30 protein-coding genes are annotated in these 26,480 nt (G+C 64.7%); 9 read left to right on the forward strand and 21 right to left on the reverse strand.

Annotated elements, in window-relative coordinates; translation table 11 throughout:
* Nucleotide 1 precedes the first annotated feature (1 nt).
* The 15 genes from AB0362_RS19020 to AB0362_RS19090 form a co-directional block, all read right to left on the reverse strand.
* On the reverse strand, nt 2-415 hold the full coding sequence (locus AB0362_RS19020; RefSeq protein WP_317533700.1) for a RidA family protein: 414 nt from the start codon (nt 413-415) through the stop codon (nt 2-4).
* The gene (locus AB0362_RS19025) at nt 412-744 is read right to left on the reverse strand and encodes a hypothetical protein (protein WP_317533699.1); all 333 of its coding nucleotides are present in this window, start codon (nt 742-744) and stop codon (nt 412-414) included. The genes AB0362_RS19020 and AB0362_RS19025 overlap by 4 nt, the downstream gene beginning before the upstream one ends.
* Nucleotides 741-1,823, reverse strand: a complete 1,083-nt coding sequence (locus AB0362_RS19030) for a Rieske 2Fe-2S domain-containing protein (RefSeq protein WP_317533698.1) — start codon at nt 1,821-1,823, stop codon at nt 741-743. Before AB0362_RS19030 ends, AB0362_RS19025 begins: the two co-directional genes overlap by 4 nt.
* 1 nt (nt 1,824) lies before the next feature.
* Nucleotides 1,825-2,058, reverse strand: a complete 234-nt coding sequence (locus tag AB0362_RS19035; protein WP_317533697.1) for a recombinase-like helix-turn-helix domain-containing protein — start codon at nt 2,056-2,058, stop codon at nt 1,825-1,827.
* Complete coding sequence (locus tag AB0362_RS19040; RefSeq protein WP_317533696.1) at nt 2,055-2,516, reverse strand: hydrolase; 462 nt, start codon at nt 2,514-2,516, stop codon at nt 2,055-2,057. Before AB0362_RS19040 ends, AB0362_RS19035 begins: the two co-directional genes overlap by 4 nt.
* Nucleotides 2,513-4,180, reverse strand: coding sequence for a thiamine pyrophosphate-binding protein (locus tag AB0362_RS19045; protein WP_317533695.1), 1,668 nt, complete (start codon nt 4,178-4,180; stop codon nt 2,513-2,515). The genes AB0362_RS19040 and AB0362_RS19045 overlap by 4 nt, the downstream gene beginning before the upstream one ends.
* A gap of 27 nt (nt 4,181-4,207) precedes the next feature.
* Nucleotides 4,208-4,990 (reverse strand): SDR family oxidoreductase, encoded by a 783-nt coding sequence (locus AB0362_RS19050; protein ID WP_317533694.1) that lies wholly within the window; start codon nt 4,988-4,990, stop codon nt 4,208-4,210.
* Nucleotides 4,991-5,001: 11 nt separating this feature from the next.
* Complete coding sequence (locus AB0362_RS19055; RefSeq protein WP_317533693.1) at nt 5,002-5,736, reverse strand: SDR family oxidoreductase; 735 nt, start codon at nt 5,734-5,736, stop codon at nt 5,002-5,004.
* Nucleotides 5,733-6,542 carry an alpha/beta hydrolase gene (locus tag AB0362_RS19060; protein ID WP_317533692.1) on the reverse strand — a complete coding sequence of 270 codons (810 nt, stop codon included), beginning with the start codon at nt 6,540-6,542 and terminating at the stop codon, nt 5,733-5,735. Before AB0362_RS19060 ends, AB0362_RS19055 begins: the two co-directional genes overlap by 4 nt.
* The gene (locus tag AB0362_RS19065) at nt 6,539-7,543 is read right to left on the reverse strand and encodes a VOC family protein (protein ID WP_317533691.1); all 1,005 of its coding nucleotides are present in this window, start codon (nt 7,541-7,543) and stop codon (nt 6,539-6,541) included. The genes AB0362_RS19060 and AB0362_RS19065 overlap by 4 nt, the downstream gene beginning before the upstream one ends.
* Before the next feature lie 8 nt (nt 7,544-7,551).
* The gene (locus AB0362_RS19070) at nt 7,552-8,502 is read right to left on the reverse strand and encodes a PDR/VanB family oxidoreductase (RefSeq protein ID WP_317533690.1); all 951 of its coding nucleotides are present in this window, start codon (nt 8,500-8,502) and stop codon (nt 7,552-7,554) included.
* Between the two features lie 30 nt (nt 8,503-8,532).
* Nucleotides 8,533-9,051: a cupin domain-containing protein gene (locus AB0362_RS19075; protein WP_094741477.1), complete on the reverse strand. Its 519-nt coding sequence runs from the start codon at nt 9,049-9,051 to the stop codon at nt 8,533-8,535.
* A gap of 32 nt (nt 9,052-9,083) precedes the next feature.
* Nucleotides 9,084-9,446, reverse strand: coding sequence for a RidA family protein (locus AB0362_RS19080; protein WP_317533689.1), 363 nt, complete (start codon nt 9,444-9,446; stop codon nt 9,084-9,086).
* Nucleotides 9,447-9,462: 16 nt separating this feature from the next.
* On the reverse strand, nt 9,463-10,977 hold the full coding sequence (locus AB0362_RS19085) for an aldehyde dehydrogenase (protein ID WP_317533688.1): 1,515 nt from the start codon (nt 10,975-10,977) through the stop codon (nt 9,463-9,465).
* A gap of 196 nt (nt 10,978-11,173) precedes the next feature.
* Nucleotides 11,174-11,707, reverse strand: coding sequence for a MarR family transcriptional regulator (locus AB0362_RS19090; RefSeq protein ID WP_317533687.1), 534 nt, complete (start codon nt 11,705-11,707; stop codon nt 11,174-11,176).
* Between the two features lie 93 nt (nt 11,708-11,800).
* On the opposite strand from AB0362_RS19090, the gene AB0362_RS19095 reads away from it, so the two are divergent.
* The gene (locus AB0362_RS19095) at nt 11,801-12,217 is read left to right on the forward strand and encodes a hypothetical protein (protein WP_317533686.1); all 417 of its coding nucleotides are present in this window, start codon (nt 11,801-11,803) and stop codon (nt 12,215-12,217) included.
* 24 nt (nt 12,218-12,241) lie between these two features.
* Complete coding sequence (locus tag AB0362_RS19100) at nt 12,242-12,898, forward strand: nitroreductase family protein (protein ID WP_317533685.1); 657 nt, start codon at nt 12,242-12,244, stop codon at nt 12,896-12,898.
* Between the two features lie 43 nt (nt 12,899-12,941).
* Here the strand turns inward: AB0362_RS19100 and AB0362_RS19105 are convergent, their stop codons facing one another.
* Entirely contained in the window at nt 12,942-14,009 is a 1,068-nt protein-coding gene (locus tag AB0362_RS19105) for a ParB/Srx family N-terminal domain-containing protein (RefSeq protein WP_317533684.1), read from the reverse strand.
* A gap of 107 nt (nt 14,010-14,116) precedes the next feature.
* Nucleotides 14,117-14,647, reverse strand: coding sequence for a GNAT family N-acetyltransferase (locus AB0362_RS19110; RefSeq protein WP_317533683.1), 531 nt, complete (start codon nt 14,645-14,647; stop codon nt 14,117-14,119).
* 115 nt (nt 14,648-14,762) lie between these two features.
* On the opposite strand from AB0362_RS19110, the gene AB0362_RS19115 reads away from it, so the two are divergent.
* The 5 genes from AB0362_RS19115 to AB0362_RS19135 all read left to right on the forward strand — a co-directional run bounded on the left by AB0362_RS19115 (nt 14,763) and on the right by AB0362_RS19135 (nt 19,732).
* Nucleotides 14,763-15,623 carry an ABC transporter permease gene (locus AB0362_RS19115; RefSeq protein WP_149407850.1) on the forward strand — a complete coding sequence of 287 codons (861 nt, stop codon included), beginning with the start codon at nt 14,763-14,765 and terminating at the stop codon, nt 15,621-15,623.
* 3 nt (nt 15,624-15,626) lie between these two features.
* Nucleotides 15,627-16,346: an ABC transporter ATP-binding protein gene (locus tag AB0362_RS19120; protein ID WP_317533682.1), complete on the forward strand. Its 720-nt coding sequence runs from the start codon at nt 15,627-15,629 to the stop codon at nt 16,344-16,346.
* A gap of 36 nt (nt 16,347-16,382) precedes the next feature.
* The gene (locus AB0362_RS19125) at nt 16,383-17,429 is read left to right on the forward strand and encodes an ABC transporter substrate-binding protein (RefSeq protein ID WP_317533681.1); all 1,047 of its coding nucleotides are present in this window, start codon (nt 16,383-16,385) and stop codon (nt 17,427-17,429) included.
* Nucleotides 17,430-17,458: 29 nt separating this feature from the next.
* Entirely contained in the window at nt 17,459-18,562 is a 1,104-nt protein-coding gene (locus AB0362_RS19130; RefSeq protein ID WP_300515014.1) for an LLM class flavin-dependent oxidoreductase, read from the forward strand.
* A gap of 138 nt (nt 18,563-18,700) precedes the next feature.
* Nucleotides 18,701-19,732 carry a zinc-binding dehydrogenase gene (locus tag AB0362_RS19135; protein ID WP_300515012.1) on the forward strand — a complete coding sequence of 344 codons (1,032 nt, stop codon included), beginning with the start codon at nt 18,701-18,703 and terminating at the stop codon, nt 19,730-19,732.
* A 67-nt stretch (nt 19,733-19,799) separates the two neighbouring features.
* Here AB0362_RS19135 and AB0362_RS19140 read toward each other — a convergent pair whose 3' ends face one another.
* The 4 genes from AB0362_RS19140 to AB0362_RS19155 are packed head-to-tail and all read right to left on the reverse strand — an operon-like array spanning nt 19,800 to nt 23,797.
* On the reverse strand, nt 19,800-20,933 hold the full coding sequence (locus AB0362_RS19140; protein WP_317533680.1) for a serine hydrolase domain-containing protein: 1,134 nt from the start codon (nt 20,931-20,933) through the stop codon (nt 19,800-19,802).
* On the reverse strand, nt 20,923-21,549 hold the full coding sequence (locus AB0362_RS19145) for a TetR/AcrR family transcriptional regulator (protein ID WP_317533679.1): 627 nt from the start codon (nt 21,547-21,549) through the stop codon (nt 20,923-20,925). The genes AB0362_RS19140 and AB0362_RS19145 overlap by 11 nt, the downstream gene beginning before the upstream one ends.
* Nucleotides 21,546-23,108 (reverse strand): class I adenylate-forming enzyme family protein, encoded by a 1,563-nt coding sequence (locus AB0362_RS19150; protein ID WP_317533678.1) that lies wholly within the window; start codon nt 23,106-23,108, stop codon nt 21,546-21,548. Before AB0362_RS19150 ends, AB0362_RS19145 begins: the two co-directional genes overlap by 4 nt.
* 26 nt (nt 23,109-23,134) lie before the next feature.
* Nucleotides 23,135-23,797, reverse strand: coding sequence for a nitroreductase family protein (locus tag AB0362_RS19155; RefSeq protein ID WP_032383742.1), 663 nt, complete (start codon nt 23,795-23,797; stop codon nt 23,135-23,137).
* Nucleotides 23,798-23,980: 183 nt separating this feature from the next.
* Here AB0362_RS19155 and AB0362_RS19160 point away from each other — a divergent pair, with 183 nt between their 5' ends.
* Both AB0362_RS19160 and AB0362_RS19165 read left to right on the forward strand, forming a co-directional pair.
* Nucleotides 23,981-25,906 (forward strand): NAD(P)/FAD-dependent oxidoreductase, encoded by a 1,926-nt coding sequence (locus AB0362_RS19160; protein WP_317533677.1) that lies wholly within the window; start codon nt 23,981-23,983, stop codon nt 25,904-25,906.
* Nucleotides 25,907-26,030: 124 nt separating this feature from the next.
* Complete coding sequence (locus tag AB0362_RS19165) at nt 26,031-26,426, forward strand: RidA family protein (protein ID WP_317533676.1); 396 nt, start codon at nt 26,031-26,033, stop codon at nt 26,424-26,426.
* Nucleotides 26,427-26,480 lie beyond the last annotated feature (54 nt).

A 26,480-nucleotide genomic window follows, 5' to 3' on the forward strand; every position in this document is an offset into this window, starting at 1 on the left:
ATCAGCTGATTCGAGCGTCCGCGGTGCGGACGCCGGGGATGAAACCGTGAGCCTCGATCTCGACGCTGAGTTCTGGCTCGACAAGTGCCGACACCTCGACGAGGGTCGAACAGGGAAGGTCACCGCTGAACACGTCGCCGCGTGCCCGGCCGACGGCGGCTTTGTCGGCCATGTCGGTGAGGTAGATCCGCAGGGTCACTATGTCGTCGATGCGTGCGCCGCAGGCCCCGGCGAGGGCTCCGATGCGTCGGAACGCCTCGACGGCCTGAAGGTAGGGGTCCGGTCCTCCGACCGGACCCGACGATGTGCCGGCGTGCATGCCGGAAATGAAGAACTGATCACCCACGACGCGGGCGTTGCTGAACATCCCGGGTCGAGGTGGTTCGGCCACGTCCGGGTGGGTTACCCGTGTCATGCCGAGAAAGCCTTGCGGCGTTCGTCGGATTCACGGGTGAGGCGTTCGCGGACGGGCACGAAGTCGTAGGTCGGATAGAACTCCGTGGTGAATGTGCCCCACGCCCGGCGTTCGAGTTCGACGTTGACGCTGGAGAGTCGATGGGCCGGCAACCGTAGGGTGACGATCTGTCCGATTCCCATCGCGACTAACCACGACACGACCTCGCAGCCCTCGGGTGGAAACTCGTGCCACCAGTCGTTGCCGTCCAGTCGTCCCTGCAGCTGCTCCAAATTCTGCGTCTGGTCGTGCCGCAGCAGGACCGTCAACATCAAGTCGTTCTCGTTCATGCGTTGACGCTCGAGAGCTTTTCTGCCTGGGCGAGCGCGTCGGCGCGATACAGCCGCCTGATGCGCGCGACACCCAGATCGTGCTGATAAAGGTGCTCTTCGCTGTCGGCGTCCGACGCAAGCACTTCCAACACCGCGCGGTCCTGCTCGAGCACTTGCCAGTGCTTCTCCTCGAGAACCGTGCGGTACAGGAACCGCCAGGATTCGCGCTCCCAGTCACTGACCCGCCGGGTGCGCCAGTGGAATATCGCCGAGTTCTCGCGGTCGATCGGTGTACTCATGCCGACAATGCCGAAGACGCCGCCGGGCCCGGCACCGGGTCCGTAAGGGATCTCGAGGTCGACGAAATCCATCGACCCACGGACGAATTCGACCCAGTCGAAGTTCACTCCTCGTTGGTCGGTCTTCTCGAAGAAGAAGCCGCGATCGGTCTCGCGGATACGGAATCGCGCAGAAACGTCGCCGCCGAACATCGAATGCGAGTCTCGGTGCAGGAACGCGCCGTGCATAGGATCCAGGACGTTGTCCATGTAGAACCGCCACGGCCCGGCCCATTCGGCGTAGTTGGGGAACCACGACACCTCGGGGTCGGCCAAGCGATCGGGGAGTACGAACGGCGTCGGGACCGAGTCGTTGGTCAACGGTACGAACGCGAAGATGGTGTCGGCGGCCTCAACGACCTCGAGACTGACGGTGGCTCGTCGGCCCTCCAACGCGCAACCGGGCATGCCGGGAACGGACACGACGGTTCCGGTTCCATCCACTTGCACGCCGTGATACATGCATGCGATGCGGTCGCCGAGGTGCTGACCGACCGACAGTGGAGCGCTGCGGTGTGGGCAGCGGTCTTCGAGCATGCGGACGGTTCCCTGCGCGTCCCGGAACAGCACCCAGTCGACGTCGAGGCGGCGAACGGGCACCATCGCACCCGCTTCGACCATGTGCGACGGCAGGATCGGGTACCAGCGGTCGCGGATACCGGTGGCCGCGATGTCCTGGGCGTCCAGGTGCCGTCGGGTTCCGACGGCGTAGGTCGGGCCGGAGCGGCGACCGGTCGGACGAGCTTCGGTGGTGGTCATCTCATTTCCCCAATCTGCGCATCTCGGCGCGGAAGTTGTCGGCGGTCCACGGACCGCCGTCCGGCCCGTGCAGGCCGAGGTCGTTCAGGCCGGAGACGACGCCGTCCAGGGTGTCGACTCCGCCGGAGTAGATCTCGCTCAGCGAGCCGGCGAGCTTGCGCTCGTACGGCGTGATCGGCTGCGGGTGGGTCTGGTGTGTTTCCAGATACGGCTCGCGGGCTGTGCGAGTGATCATCGGAACGCTCCTTCGGCGAGGGGAGTGGGCGGGGTGAGTGCTGTTCCGGAACGGAGCGCCAGACCTTCGGCGATGGTGACGAAGGAGGACGTCCACTCGTGGAACGACTCTCGTTTACAGGTGTGGACGGGGTTGGCCGAATCGTCGATGACGACGAACACTGCGTTCTCGATGTCTCCGGCGAGCCGTTGTGGGATGGTCAGATCGGTAGTGGGCTCCGGCGCCGACGCGATGACGAGCGTCGGAACCGTCACCGACGCAAGCAGGTACGCATGCTGCTCGATGTCGAATGTCGGGTCGGCGAGAATCAGGCTCAGCACGGTCTCCGGGTGCGCGACGGCAAGCTCGATGGCGGCGTGAGCGTCGGTGCCCGCTGCGAACACATGTGTCGGAACGGCTGCAGCGACGGCCATCTGGGCATCGTCGTCCCACCACCTCACAGCTGCAACGGCGCTCATCGTTGGGCCTCGCTCGGCACGTGAACGGGCGGGACGAAGGGCCCTGGTGTGGGTTCTACCGAGGCGACGTCCACCTCGATGATGCTCGGCCCGGTGCGTCCTATCGCATCGGTCAACGCGTCGGCGAACGTCTCGACGCGTTGGATCAGCCGGTGCGGGATGTCCAGCGACGCCGCGAGCAGGTCGAAGCGCGGAGTGTGCAGGTCGACACCGGATCGCCGAAACCCGTTTGCCTCCTGCATGTTCCGAAGAACGCCGTAGCCACCGTCGTTGAACACGACCACGATGACGTGCGCGCTCGAACCCGCGAGTGAGGCCAGCTCACCCAGGTGCACCGCGAGTCCGCCGTCGCCGACCATGACCAACGTGGGCACATCACGTCTGCCGTGAGCTGCGCCGATGCCCATCGCCAGGCCTTGGCCGATGCCGCCGCCCAGCGGGAAGATGTTGGTCTCGCGCTCGTGTATCGGCAGCAGACGGTTACCCCACTGGCTGGACGGGATGGTGACATCGCGGGCGATCGGCGAGCGGTCGGGCAGGATTGTGCGCATCGCCGCGCAGATGTCGGCGTAACCGCCGATGTACTCGGTCAGATCACTGCGTACGGCCTCACGGACCTCGGCGACGCGCGCCGTCCAACCTGGCTGTGCGGCAACGCGGTCAGCGAGAGATGTCAGAACGGACCGGGCATCTCCAACGATTCCGACGGTGGCAGGGTAGACCCGGCCGATAGTGGACGCCTCGACATCGATCTGAATGATGTTGTCAGGCAATGACAAGCTGTACGACGCGGTCTCGTTGGACCGAAAATGGGTGCCGACGGCAATGAGAAGGTCGGAGTCGGCAAGCAGCGCGCGCCCCTGTGGTGTCGTAGCGAAGTTGCCGATGACGAGTGGGTCGGTCTCGGGCACGATGCCGCGGCCGGAGTTGCTGGTGAGGATGCCGGCTCCGACTCGATGTGCGAGCTCGGTGAGTTCCGGGCCTGCGCCTGCTGCTCCGCCTCCGAGCCAGAACAGGGGAGCCTTCGCCGCGTCGATCAGCTCGACTCCACGCGCGATCGTGTCCGCGTCGGCAACCGGCACAGGAACGTCGGTCATCTCGAACGGGCGTTGTTTCTCGGGGGTCGCCAGATACTGCAGATCGCTGGGCCACTCGATGCTGGCAGGGCCCGTCGGTGCCGATCGAATACGGCGAATCGCGGTCTCGAGCTCTACCGCAACGTCTTTGACGTCGTTGATTGTCGCACTATGCACCGACACTGCATCGAGCAGTTGCGGCTGCTTCGGGAATTCGTGGATGACTCCACGGCTCGGTGCCGGCCGATTCGGTGCCAGGAATTCGGTCTCGATCTGACCGGTGATGTGCAGAACCCGGCTCCCGGCGGTCAGCGCCTCGATCATCGACCCTGCTGCGTTGCCCGCGCCCGTTCCGGTGCTCGTCAGCGCGACGCCGATGCCGCCCGTGGCCCGGGCGTACGCGTCGGCGGCGTTGACCGCAGCTGCTTCGTGGCGCATCTCGACGAACTCGAGATCACGGTCGACGGCTTCGACGAGAGGGAGATTGTGGATGCTGATGACGCCGAACGCGGTGGTGACGCCGTGGCGTCGCATCACGTCGACGAGCACGTCACCGCCCGTGCGTCGGACGCCTGATTTTTCTGTCATGTCTCTCTCCTGAGAATGTTCGGGTCGCTAGACGTAGCGGTGGACGCCGCCGCCGACGTCGAGGGATGCGCCGGTGATGTAGCTACTGCGCGGCGACAGGAGCGTGGTGATGGGGAAAGCGAGCTCGTCCGCGGTGCCGAAGCGGCCGAGGCCTATTCCTCGATCCGCAGCGATCTCGGCGCTCCACTCGTCGAAATCGAGCGCGGAGTCGCTGTCGGTGTAACGGCGCTGCCACTGTCCGGTGTCGACAAGTCCGAGCAGGACGGAATTGACGCGGATATTGTCCGCAGCCAGATCCTGTGCGAGAGAGCGGGAGAGGTTGAGCAGACCGGCACGCGCGGCGGCGGTGATCGCCAGCCGCGATTCCGGCTGGCGGGAGAGGATCGCGTTGACGACGACGATCGCCCCCGAATCCGACGACGCCAGTGCCTTCTTCGCCGCCCGGACTACGTTGAGCGCTCCGAAGATCTTGAGATCGAACTCTTCTCGGATCTGGTCGTCGGTTGTCTGGTCGATCGCGCTCATCAGCGATCGGCCTGCGTTGCAGACCACGCCGTCGAGGCCGCCGAGGCTGTCGACAGCGTGAGAGACGAAGTTCTCGACCGACTGTCTGTCCGTCACGTCGCACGAGAAAGTGAACACGTCGGTACTGGCCGCCAGCTCCGAAGTCGTCTCGCGCAGCCGATCCTCGTCGCGGGCGCACAGGGCAAGCCGTGCTCCCTCACCCGCGAGCATCGTTGCCGTCGCGAGACCGATGCCCGAGCTGGCACCGGTGATCAGTATTCGTCGGTCTTTCAACTGCAGGTCCATGGGTGTGCTCCTCAGCGGAAGATGAAGCCGCCGTCGACGACGATGGTTTGTCCGGTGACGAACGCTGCGTCGTCGGACAGGAGGAAACGGACGACGCCGGCGACGTCCTCGGGAGTCTGTTCGCGGTTCAAGGCTCGGCCTTCGGTGTACGTGCGGTAGCGGATGTCGGGAACGCTCTCGGTCGCCTCCACCCGGATGAGTCCGGGCGCAACAGCATTCACCCGTACACCGAAGTCGCCGGCATCCCGTGCCATCGATCTGGTCATGCCGATCACCGCAGCCTTGGACGAGACGTAGTGCACCAAGCGCGGCGAACCGTACATCGCGACATCGGATGCGATGTTGACGATCGCGCCTGTCGACTTCTCGATGGCGGGCCACAGGTACTTCGACACCGCCCAGGTACCGCGAATGTTGACGGACGTGACACGCTCGAACTCGGACTCGTCGAGTTCGAAGAATGTCCTGCCGCCAACACCGTCTGCGATCGCGGCGTTGTTGACCAGGCCGGTCACGTGCTCAGCACTCACGCGCTCTGCGAGGGCGCGGACGGAGTCACTGTCACCGATGTCGGTGACCACGGCCTCGGCATCGTATCCGTTGCTGCGCAGGGCTTCTGCGCACTCGTGGGCCGTGTCGGGGTTTCGTTCGGCGATGATCACTCGGTTGCCGTCGCGGCAGAGTCGTTCGGCGATGGATCGGCCGAGTCCGCGGCCGCCACCGGTGACGACAATGGTTCCGGTCATGTCAGGTGCTCCAGGAAGTTGGTGACGAGTGCGGCGGCCGCGGCAGGCTGTTCTTGGATTGCGACATGTCCTGCATCGGGTATCGAACGGAACTGCGCTCCGGGTATCGACTCTGCGAGTAGGTGGGACTCGTTCACGCCGGTCACCACGTCATGCTTGCCGACGAGAACCAGTGTCGGACAGGTGACTTCTCCGAGCCGCGGGCCGTGGTCGGTGGATGCCATGAACTCTGCCGCCGCGGCGAACCCACTGTGGCGCAACGCGGACATCGAGGCTCGCACCGTCTCGACCATCTTGGGGTCGGCCCCGGGGGCGAGAAGTCGAGGCGCGCGTTCGGCAGCGATCACTGCGCTTCCTCGCTCTGCCAGATCGCGAGAGCGGGCTCTCATGGATTCGGCTTTTTCGGGGGTTGCACCACTGCCGCGGGTGCTGTCGGCGAGGACGAGGCCGGCGATCCGCTCGGGTCGGGCGAGCGCTGTTGCAAGGGCGACCACCCCGCCCCACGAGGTGCCCAGCAATACGAGAGGGCGGTCCGGTGAAATGGCGTCGGCAACGCGGAGGACGTCGGCGACGGCATCATGCTCTGTTCCGGGATCGGCGGACTCACCGTAACCGGCGGCGTCGAGGCACCATGCGTGAACGCCGCGGTCGGCTAATTCGGACGCCACGTGCGCAGACGATCGAGCCGACCCGCCGATACCGTGCAGAATCAGTACAACCGGGTCGAAGACTCGCTGGGGCGGCTGGTGTTGGACCACGTGTAGACCGCCCACGAACGTAGAACCGGTCATCGAGCCGATGGTCATGAGATATCCACCAGCTCGGGTATCGGGATAAAGTAGTCGGAGTGGTTCGGCTCGAACAGTGTTCGTGCACCGAGGTCCGGGATGCCCGCCATCGCGGCTCGAACGGTGGCGGTCGGAGGTCCGGCCGTGCCCCATTGATCCGACAGTTCGGGCGTGCGACGCCAGGTCCGGCAGAGCCATGCATCTTCGTCGATCTGTTCGACCTCCGAGGTGTACTCGCAGACCAGGCCGGCGGGGTCGGTGAAATAGGAGAAGGTGTTGTCGCCGGGGCCGTGGCGGCCGGGACCCCACTGCGGTGAGATGCCGTGAGAGCGCAGGCTTCCGATCCCGCGCATGAAATGGTCGATGGACGGCATCTCGTAGGCGATATGGTTCAGCGCTGTCCAGGGTGCCTGGTTGAGCGCAATGACATGGTGGTCGGTGTTGCACCGAAGAAACGTCATCTGCCGCTCGGACCAGTCGGAGATCCGCATGCCGAGGACCTGGGTGTAGAACGCTGCAGTCCGTTCGATATCGACCGTGTTGAGGACGACGTGGGCAATCTTGCGAGGGATTGCCCGGCGGCCGTTCGGATCCTGCGCGGGCACCGCGTATGTGTCGGCGGACAGTTCGACGATGCGACCCTCGGGGTCGACCAACCGGAGCCCGTAGCCACCGCCGGCGTGATCGAGCATGCCGGGTTCACGCAGGACGGGAACGCCGATCCGGTGCAGGGCGCGAGCTGCGTCGTCCACTTCCCTAGGCGAACCGACGGCAAAGCTGATGCGCCCCAATGCATTCGAATCGCCGCGCTGTAGGTCGAGTACGTGATGATCGGTTCCGGTGGCGCGCAGCCAGAAGCGGTCGCCGTCTTCCTCGACGGTGCTCAGCCCCCACACCTCGTGATAGAAATCGCGTGATGCAACGGGGTTCGGCACGGTCAGGGCAACCGATCGCAGACTGCGGAGGTTGCAGACGGGTGTGTCGGTCAGGACGGGCTGGCGGTGAGTGGGCACGTTCATGAGGCTCCTCAGAGGTCTAGGACGAGTTCGGATGAACGGCAACGTGATACGCACGGGAACATGGTCTTGTTCGCGGCGTGCTCGGCCTCGCCGAGAAGGAAGTCGCGGTGGTCGACATCGCCCTTGACCACGCCGACCTCGCAGGTACCGCAAATGCCTTCGGTGCACGAGCTCGGTAGGTCGAGCCCGGCGTCGAGCAGGGCGTCGAGCACCGACTGATCAGGGGAGACTGGTACGCGCTCGCCGGTGCGGTTCAGTACCACGTCGAATGCGGTGTCACCGCCCGCTGGGGCGACGACCTCAGGGGCAGCGAAGCGTTCCGTCCGTAGGGTTGCCTCCGGTGGTATGGCGGCGGCGACGGCATCGAGTAGGGGAGCCGGGCCGCAGCAGTAGACAACTGCTCCGGCCGAAAGTCCGCCCAGAAGCGCAGGCAAGTCGGGTAGCCCGCCCTGTTCGTCGTCGGCATGGATGGTGGCGGCGGGGAATGCGGCGATCTCGTCGGCGAATGCCATGGTCCTGCGAGAGCGTCCTGCATAGAGCATCGTCCACTCGCAGCCGGTCTGCTCGAGCCGGCGCATCATCGCAACGATCGGTGTGACACCGACGCCGCCTGCGACGAGTACGTGCCGCTGCGCGCTCTCGTCGAGTGCGAATGCGCTACGGGGGCCGTCGACCTCGATCAGCGCACCCACCGACAGCTTGTCGTGGACGTGCAGGCTCCCGCCCCGCGACTTCTCGACGCGCAGAACCGCGACGGTCCAACGGCTGGTGTCGCTCGGGTCCGAGCACAGCGAGTACTCGCGCGTCAGACCACCGGGCAGGTGCAGAGCCACGTGAGCTCCCGGTTCCCACGTCGGCAGCGCGCCGCCGTCGGGATCGACCAGCGTGACACTGGTGACGCCGTCGGCTTCGTAGCTCTTGCACTTCACGCGCAAAGTTCTCGCTGTGTGCTCGAACATCGAAAGTTCCTTCCGTACAGATTCGTTCGGTCAGCGAGTGACGCCGAACATTTCGGAGCTCGGCGGGTAGGTGGGCAGCTGCGGCTTGGGTGCGCCGATGACGACGCAGAACAGCGCGTCGGTGTCGCCGACGTTGGCGAGGCTGCGCGGTACGCCCGCGGGAACGCGGATCAGATCGCGGTAGCCGAGGCGGCGGACTGCCTTCTTGGTGCCGTCCTCGACGTCGTGGACAGCGACCTCGAGTTCACCTTCGAGGACGTAGAAGACCTCCTCGACGTCGTGGTGGGTGTGCTCGGGCCCGACTGCGCCTGCGGGAAGGCGCATGTTGGAGAACGTGAAGTGCTCGGACGGAAGCGAACGGGAGTCGCCCTCGTGGTTACCCGTTGCGCCCGAACCGATGTAGCGAATCTGCGCGCGCTTGAAGCGATCTCCGCCTTTGGCGGCTTGGAACCCGAGGGTGTCCCAGTCCTCGAAACGGGTTTCCTTGCTGGCGATGCACGAATCGATCAGGTTCTCGAGGTCGGATGTGGTCTTCTCCGGAGCGGTCATGATGTGGTCCTTTCGAGTGATGGTGGAGGGTTTCAGGGTCGGTATGCGATGGCTTCGATTTCCACGGTTGCGCCGTAGGGGAGGGCGGCGACCTCGACGAAAGAGCGTGCGGGTCGCGGCTCGGCGAACACGGTCTTGTAGTGGCTGTTCGCCGCATCGCGGGTCGTGACGTCGGTGACGAAGTAGGTCGTCTTGACGACGTCGGCGAGCGTCATGTCGATCGTGGCGAGGCGTTCGGTCATCCTGGCGACGGCTGCGTCGAGGGCCGGTTCGATGCCGTCGACCGCGGTGCCCTCGGTGTCGACGGACAGTGCGCCGGAGACGAATCCGAAGCCGGCCACTCTGTAGGCGGGACTGTAAGGATGGGCCGATGTACTGGTGAATGTGCTTGTCATGCTGATCCTTTCGTGCTTATCGGTTCCGGCCCCATGTCGAGGGGGTATCGGAGAGATCGAGGTAGATGCTCTTCTGGTTCGAGTACTGCCGTACCGCGTCGCGGCCCTTCTCGGTGCCGAGCCCGCTGTCGCGCAGCCCGGTGAACGGCGTGGAGATCGAGAATTGCTTGTACGTGTTGATCCACACGGTGCCGGCGTCGATGGACTTCGCTGTGCGGAGTGCCCGTCGGTAGTCTTCGGTCCAGATGCCGCAGGCGAGACCGTAGACACTGTCGTTCGCTTGCTCGACGAGGTCGAGGTCGTCGTCGAAGGGGAGCACCACCGCGACCGGACCGAAGATCTCCTCCTGGCAGATGGCGTCGGAGTTCCGCACGTCCGTCAACACGGTCGGCGGGTAGTAGGCACCCCCAGCGAGTGCGCCCTCGGTCGGAATCGCACCGCCGCACAACACCGTCGCACCGTTCGCTACGGCTGCGTCGACCATGTCGGCAACAGAATCTCGATGTCGCAGAGCGATCATCGGTGCGACGTCGGTACTCGGGTCCGTTCCAGGTCCAAGTCGCAATCGCTGCGCGCGCTCGACGAGTTGGGTGGTGAAGCTCTCGAAGATGTTGCGATGCAGGAAGATACGTGAACCTGCGATGCAGCTCTGTCCGCTCGAAGAGAAGATGCCGTAGAGGACACCCTGCAGTGCGCGTTCGATGTCGGCGTCGTCGTAGACGATGGTGGGCGACTTGCCACCGAGCTCCAAGGTGATGGGCATCAACTTGTCGGCTGCGAGATGCGCAAGATGACGACCGGTGCTGGTTCCGCCGGTGAATGTCACTTTTGCGACGCCGGGGTGGCGGACCAGAGTTTCGCCGACGGTGCGGCCTGGGCCGGGGAGGACGGACAGGAGGCCTGCGGGGAGTCCGGCTTCGTCGCACAGCCGGGCCAGCAACAGCGTCACCCACGGTGCCCACACCGGCGGCTTCGCGACGACGGCGTTGCCCGCGGCCAGTGCCGGAGCGATCTTCTGGGCGTCGGACGCGATGGGGGAGTTCCACGGTGTGATGGCACCGATCACGCCCATCGGCTCGTGAGTGGACATCGTCATCCATGGGCCGCGGGGTGTGGTCAGGGCGCCGTCCATGGTCTCCACCGCAGCGGCCATGTAGCGAAACGTGTTGGCGGCGCTCATGGCCAGCGCTCGGGTCTCGGTCAGCGTCTTACCGGTATCGAGGGTCTGCACTGCCGCGATGCGGCCGGCGTTGTCTTCCACCGCGTTCCCGATTCGATGCAGAACCGCGGCACGCTCGTGAAGCAGCATCGTGGACCAACCGCTGACCCGCGCCGCGGCGGAACCACTGCGGACTGCGGTGTCGACGTCTTCGGCCGTCGCGGCGTGGAGGGTGGCGAACACTTCGCCGCTCGATGGATCGATCGACTCGATCGGATCTCCTGCGCCGCGGATCCAGCTGCCGCCGACGTAGATCTCGTCGGTGAGGTCGGCGGTGAGGCTTGCTGAGACGTGTGGTGCAGCGAGTGTCATCGAAGGAGTCCGTTCGGCTGAGGCGTTGGCACGGCAATTATCTTTGCGCTAAGACAGTTCTAATGCCTTAGCGCTAAGACGTCAATGCAGGGATCATCATTCCGAACTGGCGTTACGCAGGATTTACGCGCCGGAAATGGAAGAGATGCAGGTCACAAGTGGTGTGCCCCGCATCACTAACTGCCGAAAGAATTTTCTACGGGGTGGGTTCCGCGCGTGTATCGGAAGGCGCATTCGCGAGTTCGACAGCCCGGGCCGAATGCTCCAGGCGGCCGAGCAAGGATGCGAGAGTGGCAACATCGTCTTCGTTCAAATCGCCGAGCATGGTGTTCAGCTTGTGGAAGTGCTCATCGGCAACGGCATCGACGAGAGCACTACCGGCGGGGGTGATCTCGACGTAGACGACCCGCGCGTCGACGGCGTCCCGGGTGCGGGTGACGAGACCGGCGTCCTCCAATCGCTTCACCCGTAGTGAGAGCCCGCCCGTGGTGACGAGCGTCTGCTCGGCGAGTTCGCCGGCAGTCAGGCGGTGATCCGGCAGTGACCGCCGAAGGCAGGCCAACACGTCGAAGCCAGAATCGGTGATGCCGTACTTCTCGAATGTCGCGGCAATAGTCGTCTTGTAGACCAGAAAGCTTCGGTGCAACCGGCCGAAGACCTTCAGTCCGGATACGTCGAGTTCGGGGCGCGCGACAGCCCAGTGCGACACGATGACGTCGACTCCATCCATGCGACCCAAGCTACCGGGCACATCGAGGCCGTCGTGTGTCCCACACGAAGAATGCCTCGGAATGGAGGTCTGACGCTCGGTAGGCTGGCTGCGGTGACGGCACGGGCAATCACCGATGAGACATTCGGTGCGTGGGTGATCAAGTGCAATCCGCACAAGACCGATCTCGCGCCGATGGTCGACGCCGGACGTGCGCACGAGCAGTGGTGCGTCGCCGACAACTATCGGACTCGTCTGATGGCACCCGGGCAGCCAGTTCTGTTCTGGGTCAGTAGCCATCCGCGACGCGGAATCTGGGGCGCCGGCACCTTGACGGGCACCTCAGTACCGGGTCCCCAGTGGAAAATCTCGACGGACATCACGCTGTTCGACGAGCCGATTCTTGCGTCGGACATTCAGTGCATCGCGGAACTGTCGACGCTCGAGGTGTTCCGATCGCCGCAGCAGTCCAACCCCTCGTGGGTCGACGCCTCTGCGTGGGCGATCATCAGAACAATGCTGCCGGAGTGACTGCGGGTGGTGCATGATCGAGGAGTGACTTCATTCCCGATCATCGACCTCACTCCCGACGAGCTGCTGAACACCACGCGCACCGTCCGCAAGCGTCTCGACCTGACGCGACCGGTTCCGATGGAACTGATCAAGGAATGCCTGGAGATCGCTCTGCAGGCCCCGTCCGGTTCGAACAAGCAGGGGTGGCAGTGGATCGTCGTCACCGATCCTGATCTTCGCGCTCGCATCGGTGCGATCTACGGCGAACTGTTCACCGCGTATCAGGCGTCCAAGCATTCTGCGTCGGCCCTGTTCACAGACGACCCAGAACGTGCCTCGGTCCAGAAGCGTGTCGGAGACAGTGCGAGCTGGCTCGGCGAGCACATGGGTGAGGTTCCGGTTCTGCTGATTCCGTGCATCCAGGCCGGCAAGACGCTCCCGGCCGGCAATCAAGCCGGTCTGTGGGGCTCGTTGCTACCCGCGGTGTGGAACTACGCCCTGGCCGCACGGGCGCGTGGTCTCGGAACAGCATGGACCACAATTCATCTCGCGAAGGAAGCCGAGATCTCGGAACTGCTCGGCATCCCCGACGACTTCCATCAGGGTGCGCTGATTCCCACGGCGTACTACACGGGGGAGACCTTCAAGGTCGCTCCTCGGGATCCGATCGAGACGGTGCTGCACGTCGACCGCTGGTGATTCGCGCGCAGCCCGTCCGATTCATGTTCGGGTCGAAAAAGCACTACCTGGGCAGCCCCATTTTGTACTGCAAGGCGTAGGCCAGCTTGCCTGGCTTGTCGTCCGAGTACGGGGCCGAGAGCTTTCCGAATTCACCCTTCGTGACCGCCTTGCCGTCGTTCCATGCGTCAAGTGCACCGAGTTCCGCTGCGGTGCGGCCACTGTCGATCACCGCGTCTTTCGGTGCGGCGACCTGGGCGCGCGAGACCGATTCGACAGTGCTCAGGTAGCTCGTGAGGTTGTTGCTGTCCCATCCACTGATATCGACTGCGCCGGAGTCGCGAACCCATGCACCCCAATAGAATTCCTGGAACGGGATGGTTCCGGGGGTGAAGCCGATGTCGCGGGCGAAGTACGTCAGGCTGCGGTACTTGTCGTCCTGGAACTTGGCGAGGCCTACTCCCGAGGGCAGCTGTTCCACCGGAACCTCGTTGCCGTCGACGTCGTAGTTCCACACCCACTTCTCGGCTTTCATCCGCGCCCAGAAATCGGTGGTGCTCAGATCACTGAGGTTCGCGACCACCCGCAGTCGGAGATGCAGATTCGGTCCACCGTCAGCCGTTTCGTAGAACGAGGTGAGCGTGTGGTGTCCGTCGGTCAGGTACGGGACGCCGCCCGGGCCGATGACGACGGTCTTCATGGGCGCGATGGTGTCGGGCGTTTCCTGGCCGACGGGCACAGTGCAGGTGAACGACGACGGATTGTCCAGTCGCGCATCGGGCATCGCCGACGCGGCCTCTTCCTGGCCGTTGGCCTCGCACCAGTCGTCGAACTTCTTGTTGATCTCGTCCTTGCCGAGCGTGTACCGACCGAGCTTGTAGTACACCTCGTCGTACCCGAGTGACGGTTGTGTCGCGCGCACCTCACCGATCGGCAGATCGAGAAGCTCACCCGCTTCGGCACATTGGTAACCGAGGCCTGACGACGATCCGGTGGGGAGCAGGTCAGCGACCTGGCACAGCGGCGACGCTGTCCGTGCCGGCGCGGCAGTGGCGACAGCGCCCAGCGACGTGGATGCGATAGAGATCAGTGCGAGTGTGCCCAGTAGGGCAGCGCTACGACGCAGGGCCATCCGTGAAGCTCCTATGAGTTCGAGAGAAGTTCCCAGGAGACTGCCCCACTCCGGTCACCGTTCGATGTCGCAGAACCAACGCAGAGGTGAACGTCGCATGATGGACGTCAGCGATCCTCGCGCAACATCGCGTAGACAAGGGTGTCGGTCCATTCACCCTTGCACCACCAGTTCTGGCGGAATTGCGCTTCCTGCCGCATCCCGACCCGCGCGGCCAGGCAGGCAGAGGCGTCGTTGCGTCCGTCCAGCTGCGCGCTGACACGGTGTATCTGGGGTAGCGAGAACACGTGCTCGATCAGCGCATTCACCGCCTCGGTGGCGTATCCGCGGCCGGACACGGCAGGGGAGAACGTCCACCCGAGTTCGACGAGCGCCGGGGATCCGTCGATCAACCATGCCTCGACGTTGCCCACCACCGTCCCCTCGTGTTCGGCGACCATCGCGAGTGCCTGAGTGTTCAATCCGGTTCGCTTCATCCGCTTGCCCACCGCAGCAACGGCATCGGCGTGCGACCACGCTTCGTGCAGTAGGTAGCGGCAGACTTCGGGATCGCTGTAGTACGCGAGAATCCCGTCCACGTCGGTGGGCTCGTACAGGCGCAGCGTCAGGCGCTCGGTATGGATGGGCTCGACGTTCATGAGAGCAATTCTGCCCGACCTAAATTCACGCTGATTCGAACCCTGGTCGTAGGCCCCGGTCTGACCGAAGGTGAGTAGTCGAACCTGCTCGCACTCAACCGGAAGGCCTGTACCCATGGTCGTGACGTCGTACGCCGTTCCCGCGGCACCCGTGGACACGCATGTCAGCGACGTTCCCAACGGCGGCCCCGCGCATGTTTCGACGAAACAGTCGGTGTGGCAGCGGTACCGATGGACCGTCGTTCGCGTTCTCTCACCCGTCGCGCTCCTCGTCCTGTGGCAGATTGCCAGTGCTGCCGGAGTTCTCTCCGAACGAGTACTGCCGGCACCATCGCTGATCTTCGACGCGGGCCTAGAGTTGCTACGCAACGGAGAGTTGGCCGATGCCCTCACCGTCTCCGGAACCCGTGTGGTGCAGGGACTCGTGCTCGGAGGTGTGATCGGGGTGGCGCTCGGTGCGCTCGTCGGACTGTCAAAGCTCGCCGAGGCAACCGTCGATCCGCCGCTGCAGATGCTGCGGGCACTTCCGCACCTCGGGCTGATCCCGCTCTTCATCCTGTGGTTCGGGATCGGCGAGACTCCCAAGATTCTGCTCGTGGCTCTCGGAGTCGCATTTCCGCTGTACCTCAACACGTTCTCGGCGATCCGCCAGATCGATCGCGACTTCCTCGACACGGCCGTCGTACTCGGCTTCTCGTGGCGTCAGCGGTTCACCACCATCATCCTGCCCAGCATCGCCCCACAACTACTGGTGGGATTGAGGCAATCGCTGGCCATTGCGTGGTTGTCGCTGATCGTGGCCGAGCAGATCAATGCCGAATCCGGGCTCGGCTACATCATCAACAATGCGCGGGATTTCCTGCGCGTGGACACCATCATCTTTGGGCTCGTTGTCTACGCGCTGATGGGAATCGCCACCGACGGCATCGTGCGCATCCTCGAAAAACGCGCTCTTCGTTACCGATTGGATGTCTGACTCATGACTGCGACGACAACGTCCGTTGCCGCCCTGCACGGGATCGACAAGTTCTACGGATCCAGTCACGTGCTGAAGGGGGTCGATCTGTCCATCGAACGCGGCGAGATCGTCTCGCTCGTCGGACGATCCGGGTCCGGCAAGTCGACGATCCTGCGCGTTCTGGCCGGGCTGTCGACCGACCATACGGGTGAGCGGCACGTCGCCGGGAATCCCGCGGTGGCGTTCCAGGAACCACGGCTGTTTCCGTGGCGATCGGTCCGCCAGAACGTGTCCTACGGTCTGAACACAGCAGGCGTCACCGGCAACGACGCGCTGACTGCCGCGGATGCAACGCTCGCCGAAGTCGGGCTGGCCGAGAAGCGAGACGCGTGGCCTCTCACGTTGTCCGGTGGCCAAGCTCAGCGCGCAGCCCTGGCGCGGGCGTTGGTGGGGGAGCCGGAACTGCTGCTCCTGGACGAACCGTTCGGGGCGCTCGATGCACTCACTCGACTGACCATGCAGTCACTCCTGCTCGACCTGTGGGGACGGCACGGTTTCGGCATCCTTCTGGTCACCCACGACGTCGACGAGGCAATCGCGTTGGGGGACAGGGTGGTGGTGCTCGACGGGGGTGCTGTGGCCGAGACCGTCACCGTCGATCTGCCTCGTCCCCGCGACCGGGGAACAGCGGGATTCTCTCGCATTCGTACCCATTTGCTCTCCGCCCTCGGCGTCCACTGACCGATCAATTCCTCTCATCAGAAGGATCTTTCACGCATGTCGTCACACGCTCGTTCCAGATCCCTGCGCGCCATCGGTGTGCTCGCTGCGCTGTCTCTGACGGTCGTCGGACTCACCGGCTGCGTCTCCCGTGGCAGCGACACCACTACCACCGAAGCACCCGAACTCGTCTCCGACGACCAGCTCACCACGGTCACCCTCGACGTCGGCGACCAGAAGGGCGGCACCGAGGCGCTGCTTCGTGCGTCGGGCGAGCTCGACTCGGCCCCATACGATGTTGCGTTCTCCACCTTCACTTCCGGCCCGCCTCAGGTGGAGGCCGCAACAGCCGGCCAGATCGACTTCGCGGTCACCGGCAACACACCTCCGGTGTTCGGGGTCGCAGCCAACGCGCGCATCAAGGTCGTCTCCGCCTACAGCAACGACGCCAGCGGCGATCAGATCCTCGTGCCGTCCGATTCGACGCTCACCTCGTTCTCCGATCTGCGCGGCAGGAAGATCGCGGTGGGCAAGGGAAGTTCCGCGCACGGCCACGTACTGCTGCAGTTGCAGAAGGCCGGGTTGACCGAGGACGACGTCCAGATCATCTTCCTCCAGCCGGCGGATGCGCTGACGGCATTCACCTCGGGTGAGGTCGATGCCTGGGCGATCTGGGATCCCTTCACCGCGATTGCGCAGGTGCAGAACGGCTCGAAGACACTGACCACCGCCGAGGGCGTGGCCAACGGTTACGGCTTCGGTATCGCCTCGCAGCAGGCCCTGGACGATCCGGCGAAGAACACGGCGTTGCAGGACTTCGTGGTTCGTCTGGCCAAAGCCTCGGCCTGGGCCGAGAAAAATCCGGCCGAGTGGGCGGCGGCATACTCCGCCGCCGTCGGCATCGACCCGGCTGCAGGTGAATTGGCGCAGGGACGAAGCCAACGACCCGCAATTGCTCTGGACGACACTGTGATCGAGTCCGAGCAGGCGCTCTTCGATGCATTCGTCGAGAGCGGGAGCATCCCCGGCGGCAACACGTTCGCGGACTTCGTCGACACGCGTTACAACGACGCCATCGCAGACGCATCCGCCGCCACCAACTGATCACCCACCACGTTCTAGGAGTTCCACTCGTGACCGCACGCATCTTCTGGTTTCTTCCCACCGCAGGCGACGGCCGCTCCATCGTCGGCGCGTCCCACGCATCCGGCAATCTCCGCGAACCCGCCGGCTTTCGTCGCCCGTCGCTTCGCTATCTCACCGAGGTCGCCCAGGCCGCGGACCGACTCGATTTCGAGGGCGTGCTGACTCCGACGGGAACGTGGTGCGAGGACGCGTGGCTGACCACGGCGGCGCTCCTGCAGAGCACCCGACGGCTGAAGTTCCTCGTCGCCTTCCGGCCCGGTCTCACGCCGCCCACGTTGGCGGCGCAGCAGGCGGCGACGTTGCAGCGGTTCTCTGAAGGGCGAGTGCTGTTCAACATCGTCACCGGGGGCGACGACGTCGAGCAGCGCCGTTTCGGGGACTGGGCCGACCACGATCGGCGCTACGCGCGCACGGACGAGTTTCTCGGACTCGTCCGCCGAATCTGGACCGAGACCTCGGTCGATCACGAAGGCGAGTTCTTCAAGGTCGCCGACGCGAGAGTCTCGGAGGCACCGGATCCGTTACCCGAGTTCTGGTTCGGTGGCTCCTCCGATCCCGCGCTGGCCGTCGCCGCGAAGCATGTACAGACGTACCTGACATGGGGTGAGCCGCCGGCCGACGCCCGCGCGAAGATCGAAAAAGTACAGGCGTTGGCAGATGCCGAGGGCCGCAAGCTGACTTACGGCATCCGCCTGCACACAATCAGTCGCGACACGTCCGAGGAGGCCTGGGCCGTCGCGCAGAAGCTCCTCGACGAGCTTCCCGAGGAACAGGTGTCTGCGGCGCACGCGCTGCACTCGTCGTCGCAGTCCGAGGGACAGCGCCGAATGGCCGCACTGCACGGCGGCAGCAAGGACTCGCTCGAGATCTACCCGAATCTGTGGGCCGGTGTCGGCCTGGTTCGCGGCGGTGCCGGGACGGCGTTGGTCGGTTCGCACGAGGAGGTCGCGAACCTCATCGGGGAATACCACGATGCCGGGTTTGACGAGTTCATTCTCTCGGGCTACCCGCATCTGGAGGAGGCGTATCACTTCGCTGAAGGTGTTCGACCCATCCTCGACGCGCGAGGAATCACCGTTCCCGCCAGATAGATTCGCGCGCCGTCGCCGGTTTCGACATCGCCTGCTGGATCGACAGTGCGACTTCGGAGACCGACGACCACCGCTGCCCCGATTACGGCGGTGGCCGTCCCGTACTCTGAACATGCGCACTACGAGAGACGAGATGGCATGAAAGCACTGGTATTCCGCGAGTACGGCGGCCCCGAAGTCCTCAAGATCGAGGAGCTTCCGGATCCGAATCCGGGATTCGGTGAAGTGGTGGTCGATCTGAAGGCGACCGCGCTCAACCACGTCGACATCGATGTGCGCGAGGGCGTCTCGCGCTTCGACTTCGCGATGCCTCACACCTTGGGCCTGGAGGGTGCCGGCGTTATCTCCTTGGTCGGCGACGGTGTGGATCCCGCTCGGATCGGCGAGCGCGTAGCGGTCTCGTACATCCGCACCTGCGGCCACTGCGAGTGGTGTCAACGGGGCATGGAGAACATCTGCGTCAACCGCAAACTGCTCGGCGAGCACATACCGGGCACGTACGCGCAGAAGATCCTGACACCCGCCGACCATTGCCTGACACTTCCCGATACCGTCGACTTCGGTGAGGCGGCGGCCTCGCTCAGTGCGTTCGGCACCGCCTGGCACGCGCTCATGATCCGCGCCGAGGTGAAGTTGGGAGAGACCGTGCTGATCCATTCGATCGGGGGTGGCGTCGCATCGGCTGCACTTCAGATCTGCAAGGCTGCCGGCGCGACCGTGATCGGTACGGCCAGCCGAGACGACAAGTTGTCTCAGGCGACCGCTGACGGTGCCGATCACGTCATCAATTACACGACAACCAATGTGCGCAACGCCGTCGACGAGATCACCGGGGGCCGAGGGGTCGAGCTGGTCTTCGACGGCGTAGGAGGGACAGCCTTCACCGAGTCGATGTTCATGCTGCGCCCGTACGGCCGTCTGGTGTCGATCGGTGCTCACGCGGGAGAAGTCGTCGAGTTCGACATCATCGAGTTCTTCCGCCGCCAGATCTCCTACATCTCTTCGCATACCCAGACGCGCGACGAGATGCGTACTGTGCTCGATCTCGTCGGCAAGGGGGTGTTGCGCCCGCGTATCAACTCGCGTTATGCCCTGGATCGCGCCGGGGAAGCGCACGAGGAGCTGGCTGCGCGTACCGCCTACGGGAAGATCATCCTCGACATCGATTGAGGAGAGCGTTGGTGGACGCGATGCCGTCTCACCTTCAGCAGGCACGCCCTGGACCCGCTGAGTGCAGTCAGCCGATCGCCTCGTACACCGCGCGCACGTACTGCTCCGCCCGGTCGGAACCGATGATTCCCGGCCCCATTCGGTTCATGACGTAGGAGATGGTCAGCTTCGACTCCGGGTGCATTACGGTCAGGGATCCACCCCATCCGCCCCAGAAGCAGATCTTCCCGTCAGGGATGTAGGGCACCGATTCCTGTTGTGGCAAAGCGAAACCCAGGCCGAAGCGCAACGGGATGCCCAGGGCGAGATCGACTCCGTTGGACTGCTCCTCGAAGATCGAATCGATCGCGCCGGGGCTCAGCAGGTGTACGCCGTCGACGGTGCCGCCTCGGGAAATGACCGACAGGATTCTCGCGACCGATCGTGCATTGCCGTGCCCGTTCAACGCGCCCATGTCCGCGGCACGCCATGCCGGCGTATTCGCGGAGGAGGCCTGCACCAATGGGCCGAGGAACGTCTTGCGACGCACCATCGTCGGATCGGGCGCGGCATCATCGGTCGGCGGGGGCGGTGGAACGACGTCGGCGATCCGGGACCGGTCGGACTCGGCGGCACCGATCTGGAAGTCGGCTCCGAGCGGACCGGCAACCTCGTCGGCGACGAACTGCCGCAGCGACTTTCCGGTGACACGACGGACGACTTCTCCGATCAGGTGGCCTTGGCTGGCCGCGTGATACCCCGACGTGGTGCGTGAGTCCCACCACGGAGCCTGTGCAGCCAGACGCGAGGTCGACAGCTCCCAGTCGTAGAGGTCCTCTTCGCTGAACGGTCGATCCCAGCCGGAGACGCCGGAGGTGTGCGACAACAGGTGCCGAACCGCGATGTCCTGCTTGCCGGCGGCTGCGAACTCGGGCCAGTAGGTCGCGACCGGCGAATCAGGATCGAGCACCCCACGGTCGATCAGCATCAGCGCGGCCAGGCACGTGACCATCTTCGTCGTCGACCACACGTTGGTGATCGTGTCCGACTCCCACGGCAGGCGGCGCTCGGTGTCGCGATAGCCGCCCCAGAGGTCGACGGCGGTATGGCCGTCGATGTCGACCACGATGGACGCGCCGAGTTCTGCCCCACTGTCGAGGTTGGCGGCGAGCGTGTCGCGCACCGCAGCGAACTCGGGATCGCAGTGACCGTCAATTGCCATGTGATGCACCCAGAACACGGTGGACGGCGAGTTCCACGTAGCCGTCGGCGACGTCCTCGATGCTCAGCTCGCCGCCGTCGTGGAACCAGTTGCTGATGCCGTTGAGCATGTCGGTCAGAGCGAACGACGCCAGCCGCGCATCCGGGACGGTGAATTCGCCGCTGCGCATTCCGGCGGTGATCACGTCGCGCACGCGTCGTTGATATCGGCGGCGGTAGTCCTCGATGACGGTGCGGTGCTCCGGGGTGAGCGAGGCGAGCTCGTGCAGTCCGACGATGTATTCCACCCGTCGACGGTTCAGATGCACCAGGTGCGCCCGCACCAGAGACGAGAGGCGCTCGGTTGGGGTTCCGGCCGCGTCGAGCAGTGGCAGATTCTCCTCGGCCGGTTCCTGTGTGACCGTCAGGCAGATCGCGAACAGGATGTCTTCCTTCGAAGGGAAGTGGTGGTAGAGGCTGGCACCCTTGATGCCGACCGCGTCGGCGATATCGCGCATGCCCACGTTCGAATAGCCCTCACGCGCAAAGATATTTGCGGCGTTGGCGACGATGTCGTCCCGTCGTTGCCGCGTGCGGACCTGACGGGGTAAAGCTGTGACCTCGGACGGCTGCGTCATACGGTTTCCTCGACCGCCGCCAGCAGTCGCAGTTCACGCTTGAGGATCTTCCCCTGCGGGTCGACGGGCAGTTCGGCCACGATGTGTACCGATTTCGGGGCCTTGTACGACGCCAACTCGGTGCGGCAGTACTCGATGATCGCGGCCGGGTCGGCTGTCACTCCGTCGCGGGCGATGACGAAGGCTGTCACGGCCTCGGACCAGTACGGGTCGGGAACTCCGACGACGGCGGCACGCAGCACGTCCGGGTGCGTGTGGATGGTGCGTTCCACTTCCTGCGACGACACGTTCATCCCTCCCGACTTGATCATGTCCTTCATCCGATCGTAGAAGAACAGGTTGCCGTCGGCGTCGATACGCACCATGTCGCCGGTGTGTACCCAGCCGTCCCTGAATACCTCGGCCGTGCGCTCCGGGTCCTTGAAGTAGCCGAGCATCACCGATGGAGTGCGGCAGAGCAATTCGCCGATCTCGCTCTCGTTGCCCGCGGGGTCGACCACCTTGATCTCGAGGTGGGTGACGGGCTTCCCGATCCACGACGCGTCGCCGTCGGGAATGTCGTCGAGTGTCGAGAACCAGCCGACCGAGCCGAGCTGCGAGAGTTCCGACTGCCCCCAGTACGTGCCCCAGATGGCCTCGGGTGCCGCGGCGGCCCAGGCGCTTATCGTGTGCGGTGACACCTGGCCACCGTAGGTGAGGCAGCGTCGAACCTGGCTCACGGACTCGGGGCCGAACTGCTCGTCACGAGCCAGCGCCAAATAGAACGTGGGGGTCTGCGCGATGACGGAGATCTTCTCGGCGGCGATGATGCGCAGCGATTGCGCCGGGTCGACCGTCGCGGGCAGTACGAGGGTGGCACCCATCAGCGTGAGGGTGGTCATCGAGCCGAGTCCGGCGATGGTGTGGAAGGGCATGACGAACAGCCAGGTGTCTTCCGGTCCGGTGCGCAGGCCCCAGCTCCACGCGGGCGCGGTGGAGATGAGGAAGTTGCGGTGCGGGATCATCACGCCTTTGGGGGCCGCTTCGGTACCGGAGGTGTAGATGACCATCGCGACGTCGTTCTCGTCCATCTCGACGTCCGGTTCGGTGGACGGGGTGTTCGCCGTCAGTGCGGCGTATTCGGAGCCGAACGTCACCAGGGTGGTGGTCTCCGGCTTCACCGAGGAGATGATCTCGGCGTAGGCCGGATCTGCCACCACCACAGTCGGTTCCGCGTGTTCGAGTTGGTGCTTCACCTCGGGTGCCCGATACATCACGTTGATGCCGGTGAACGCCGCCCCGGCCTTGAGCGTGCCGTAGTACGCCACCACTACATCGACGCTGTTACGAGCCATCGATGCGACGCGGTCACCCGCCGTCACCCCGAGATCGACGAGCAGGTTGGCGAACTGGTTTGCCCGAGAATCGAGTTCGCCGTAGGTGGTGACCGCGCGGGTGCCGTCCGCCGCGTAGCTGATGAACGCGACCTTGTTCGGCTGCGTCCGCGCATGGCGACGCAGTTGATCGCCGATGGTGGCGCGGCCGATCGGTGAGCGATGGTGGATGGCAGTACCGGGCACGGCGGACTCCTGAGGTCAGAACTGGGTCAGAGGGCGGGGGAGAGTGCAGCGGAGTCGAACATCGGCTGCGAAAACGTCTCTGCCGCAACGATCTGTTCCACCGGATCACGAGTGAGCTTGCGGGGGAACGACTTCTCCGGATATCCGACGGCGATGTGCGCGGCGGTGATGTAGTCGTCCGGGATGCCGAGCAGTTCCCGAATAGCCGGTTCCTCGTGGCACAGCAACGTCGTCACCGCGGTCGCGACGCCCTGATCGCGCAGGCTCAGGCACAGGTTCTGCACCGTGGGGTAGATGGATGCGCCGCCGACGACGGAGAGTCGGCCGAGTTCGTGGTCGGTGGGGTGCAGTCCGTCCAGAGCGGCACAGACCACGACGATGGCGGGCACCTCGGCGAGGTGGCGGGCGAAGTAGTCGGCGTCCTGCACGGTCTTGGGCAGGGCACCGACAGCGACAGTTCCGCCGGTGATGCCGGCGAAGTAGGCGTCCCACATCGGCAGGTAGAGATCGGCGAGGGCCTGCTTGCGGGCGGCGTCCCGCACGACGATCCACCGCACGGGCTGACGATTGCCGCCCTGCGGGCCGAAGCGGGCGACGTCGAACGCGGCCTTGAACACCTCGTCGGGAACAGGATCGCTGAGGTACCGCCTGCAGGTGCCGGTGGTGCGCATCGCCTCGGTGAGTTCCATGGGTGTGTCCCTTCGCCTGTCCGCTGTTAAGTAGTGCCCTGAAGCATTGTGTGGCGTGGACCACATTGTCAAGGGTCAAAAAGCTGTGAATATCGAGATCGCGAAACCCTTGCGTCATATTGCCTAACCGTGGTTAGTTGGGCTGTCGGAGTCGGATGGAGCAGCTCGCAACAGGAGGTACCGGTGTCCACAGACGCAGCAACGGCAGCGGAAACCGTGGGTCGGATCGATCGAGATCGGCTCTCGCGCGCTCTCACCGCAGCCAACCTGCCGACGCTGGTCGCGGTGCTCTATCAGTTGACCGGCAATCCCAAGTGGCTCGCCGATCCGTATCGCCCGACGCGCAGTCGGGGCATGGACAACAACGACACCGGCGGATTCGACGACGCCGTTGCCGACCGCATCCGTTCCGCGGCCCTCGATGCGATCTGCGCGTTCCACGACGGCGCGCCGATGGCGGTACCCTCGCCCGATTCGGAGCACCTCGTCGAGATGATCAGCGTGGCCGTCGGTGAGCAGGTTCCTCCCGAGTTCGGTGTCATGGTCGCCGAGGACATGGGTTTCACCGCCTCGGACACTCCCGTGGCCGCGCCGAACGATCTCTCGGTCATCGTGATCGGTGCCGGCGTGTCCGGCATGCTCGCTTCCATCAAGCTGCATGAGGCGGGCATCAGCCACACGGTGCTCGAGAAGAACTCCGACGTGGGCGGCGGCTGGTTCGAGAACACCTACCCCGGTGCCGGCGTCGACACCCCCAGTCACCTGTACTCCTACTCCTTCGCGCCGCGGGCCTGGAGCACGCACTTCGGCAAGCGCGACGAGGTGTGGCAGTACCTCAGCGATGTCGCCTCCGATCACGATCTGCGGCAACGCATTCGCTTCGACACCGAGGTGGCGACCGCGGAGTACGACGCGCAGAGGCAGGGCTGGACCGTCACGACGGTCGACGGCGAGACGTTGACCGCCGACGTGGTGATCACCGCGACCGGTCAGCTCAATCGGCCGAAGGTGCCCCATATTCCTGGGCTCGACGCGTTCGAGGGGCCGATCTTCCACACGGCGAACTGGCCGGCCGATCTGGATCTGACCGGCAAGCGCGTCGCCATCGTCGGAACCGGGGCCAGTGCCATGCAGGTACTGCCGGCCATCGCGTCGACGGTGGGGCATGCGACGGTCTTTCAGCGCTCGCCGCAGTGGGTGTCGTCGAGCGATGTGTACTTCACCGAGATGGGCGACGACGCCAACTACCTCATGGATGTCGTTCCGCTGTACCGGCTCTGGTATCGGACCAGGCTGGCCTGGAACTTCAACGATCGGGTGCACAGCTCGCTGCAGGTCGATCCCGAGTGGGAGCATCCGCAGCGCTCGATCAATCCGATGAACGACGCCCATCGACGGGTGTTCACCCGCTACATCGAAGCCGAGCTCGACGGCAGGCCGGATCTGATCGAGAAGTCTCTTCCCGATTACCCGCCCTTCGGTAAGCGGATGCTGCTCGACAACGGTTGGTATGCCGCGCTCAAGCGCGACAACGTCACCCTCATCGCCGACGCCGTCTCCTCGATCACTACCAACTCGGTTGTTGCGCAGAATGGTTCGGAGACCGAGGTCGATGTGGTGATCCTCGCGACGGGCTTCGAGACGCACAAGCTGCTGACGCCGATCGACGTGCGCGGACGATCGGGGGAGTCCATCCGCGATATCTGGGGCCCGGAAGATGCGCACGCGTACCTCGGCATCACCGTTCCCGACTTCCCGAACTTCTTCATCACCTGCGGTCCAGGAACAGTACTGGGCCACGGCGGCAGCTACATCACCATTGCCGAATGCCAGGTGCGCTACATCGTCGATGTGCTGATCGACATGGTGGACAAGCGAATCGGAGCCATCGAGTGCAAGGCCGACGTGGAAGCGGAGTACGTCCGCAAGCACGACAAGGCGCACGCCAAGATGATTTGGTCTCACGGCGGCATGGACAACTGGTACCGCAACGACGCCGGACGCGTGGTCTCGACGCTTCCGTGGCGCATCGTCGACTACTGGGAGATGACGCGACGGGCCGATCTGAACGACTTCGTGATGGAGGCTCGACTCGACGAGGCTCGCTGATCAGCGGGATGTCCCCTGAAAGCCGTTGGTAGCCGAGACCGTTTGGACCCATACCGCCGACGATGTCCGGATTCCATGCAAGGCTCGAGGTGCACACCCGAACAATCGAATGGAGCGCGCGTCGATGGAACGAACGGCAGTCAACCCGGTGCGATGGTCGGTGGACATGGGATTCAACCAGGGGGAGATCGTCTCGGGGCAGGCCCGGACGCTCTATCTCTCCGGCCAAACAGCGACGGGCGATGACGGCTCACCTCAGCACCCCGATGACATGGGCGCGCAGTTGTTCCTGTGTCTCGACAACATGGAAGCCGTTCTTGCCGAAGCAAATATGTCCTTGGCGAACCTCGTCCGGCTCAACGTCTACACCACCGATGTCGACGCGTTGCTGCCGCACTACGGCGACTTGGCGGCGCGGCTGGGCGCGGCGGGCGTCAAGCCGACCAGCACTCTGCTCGGGGTCACCCGACTCGCGATCCCCAGTTTGCTGGTCGAACTCGAGGGCACCGCGGTCGGGTAGATCGACTACTGGGACATGACGAGGCTGGCCGCGACCTCGTCATGGAGGCCCGCC

Source organism: Rhodococcus sp. NPDC079359, assembly GCF_040702585.1.
Taxonomy (GTDB): Bacteria; Actinomycetota; Actinomycetes; order Mycobacteriales; family Mycobacteriaceae; genus Rhodococcoides.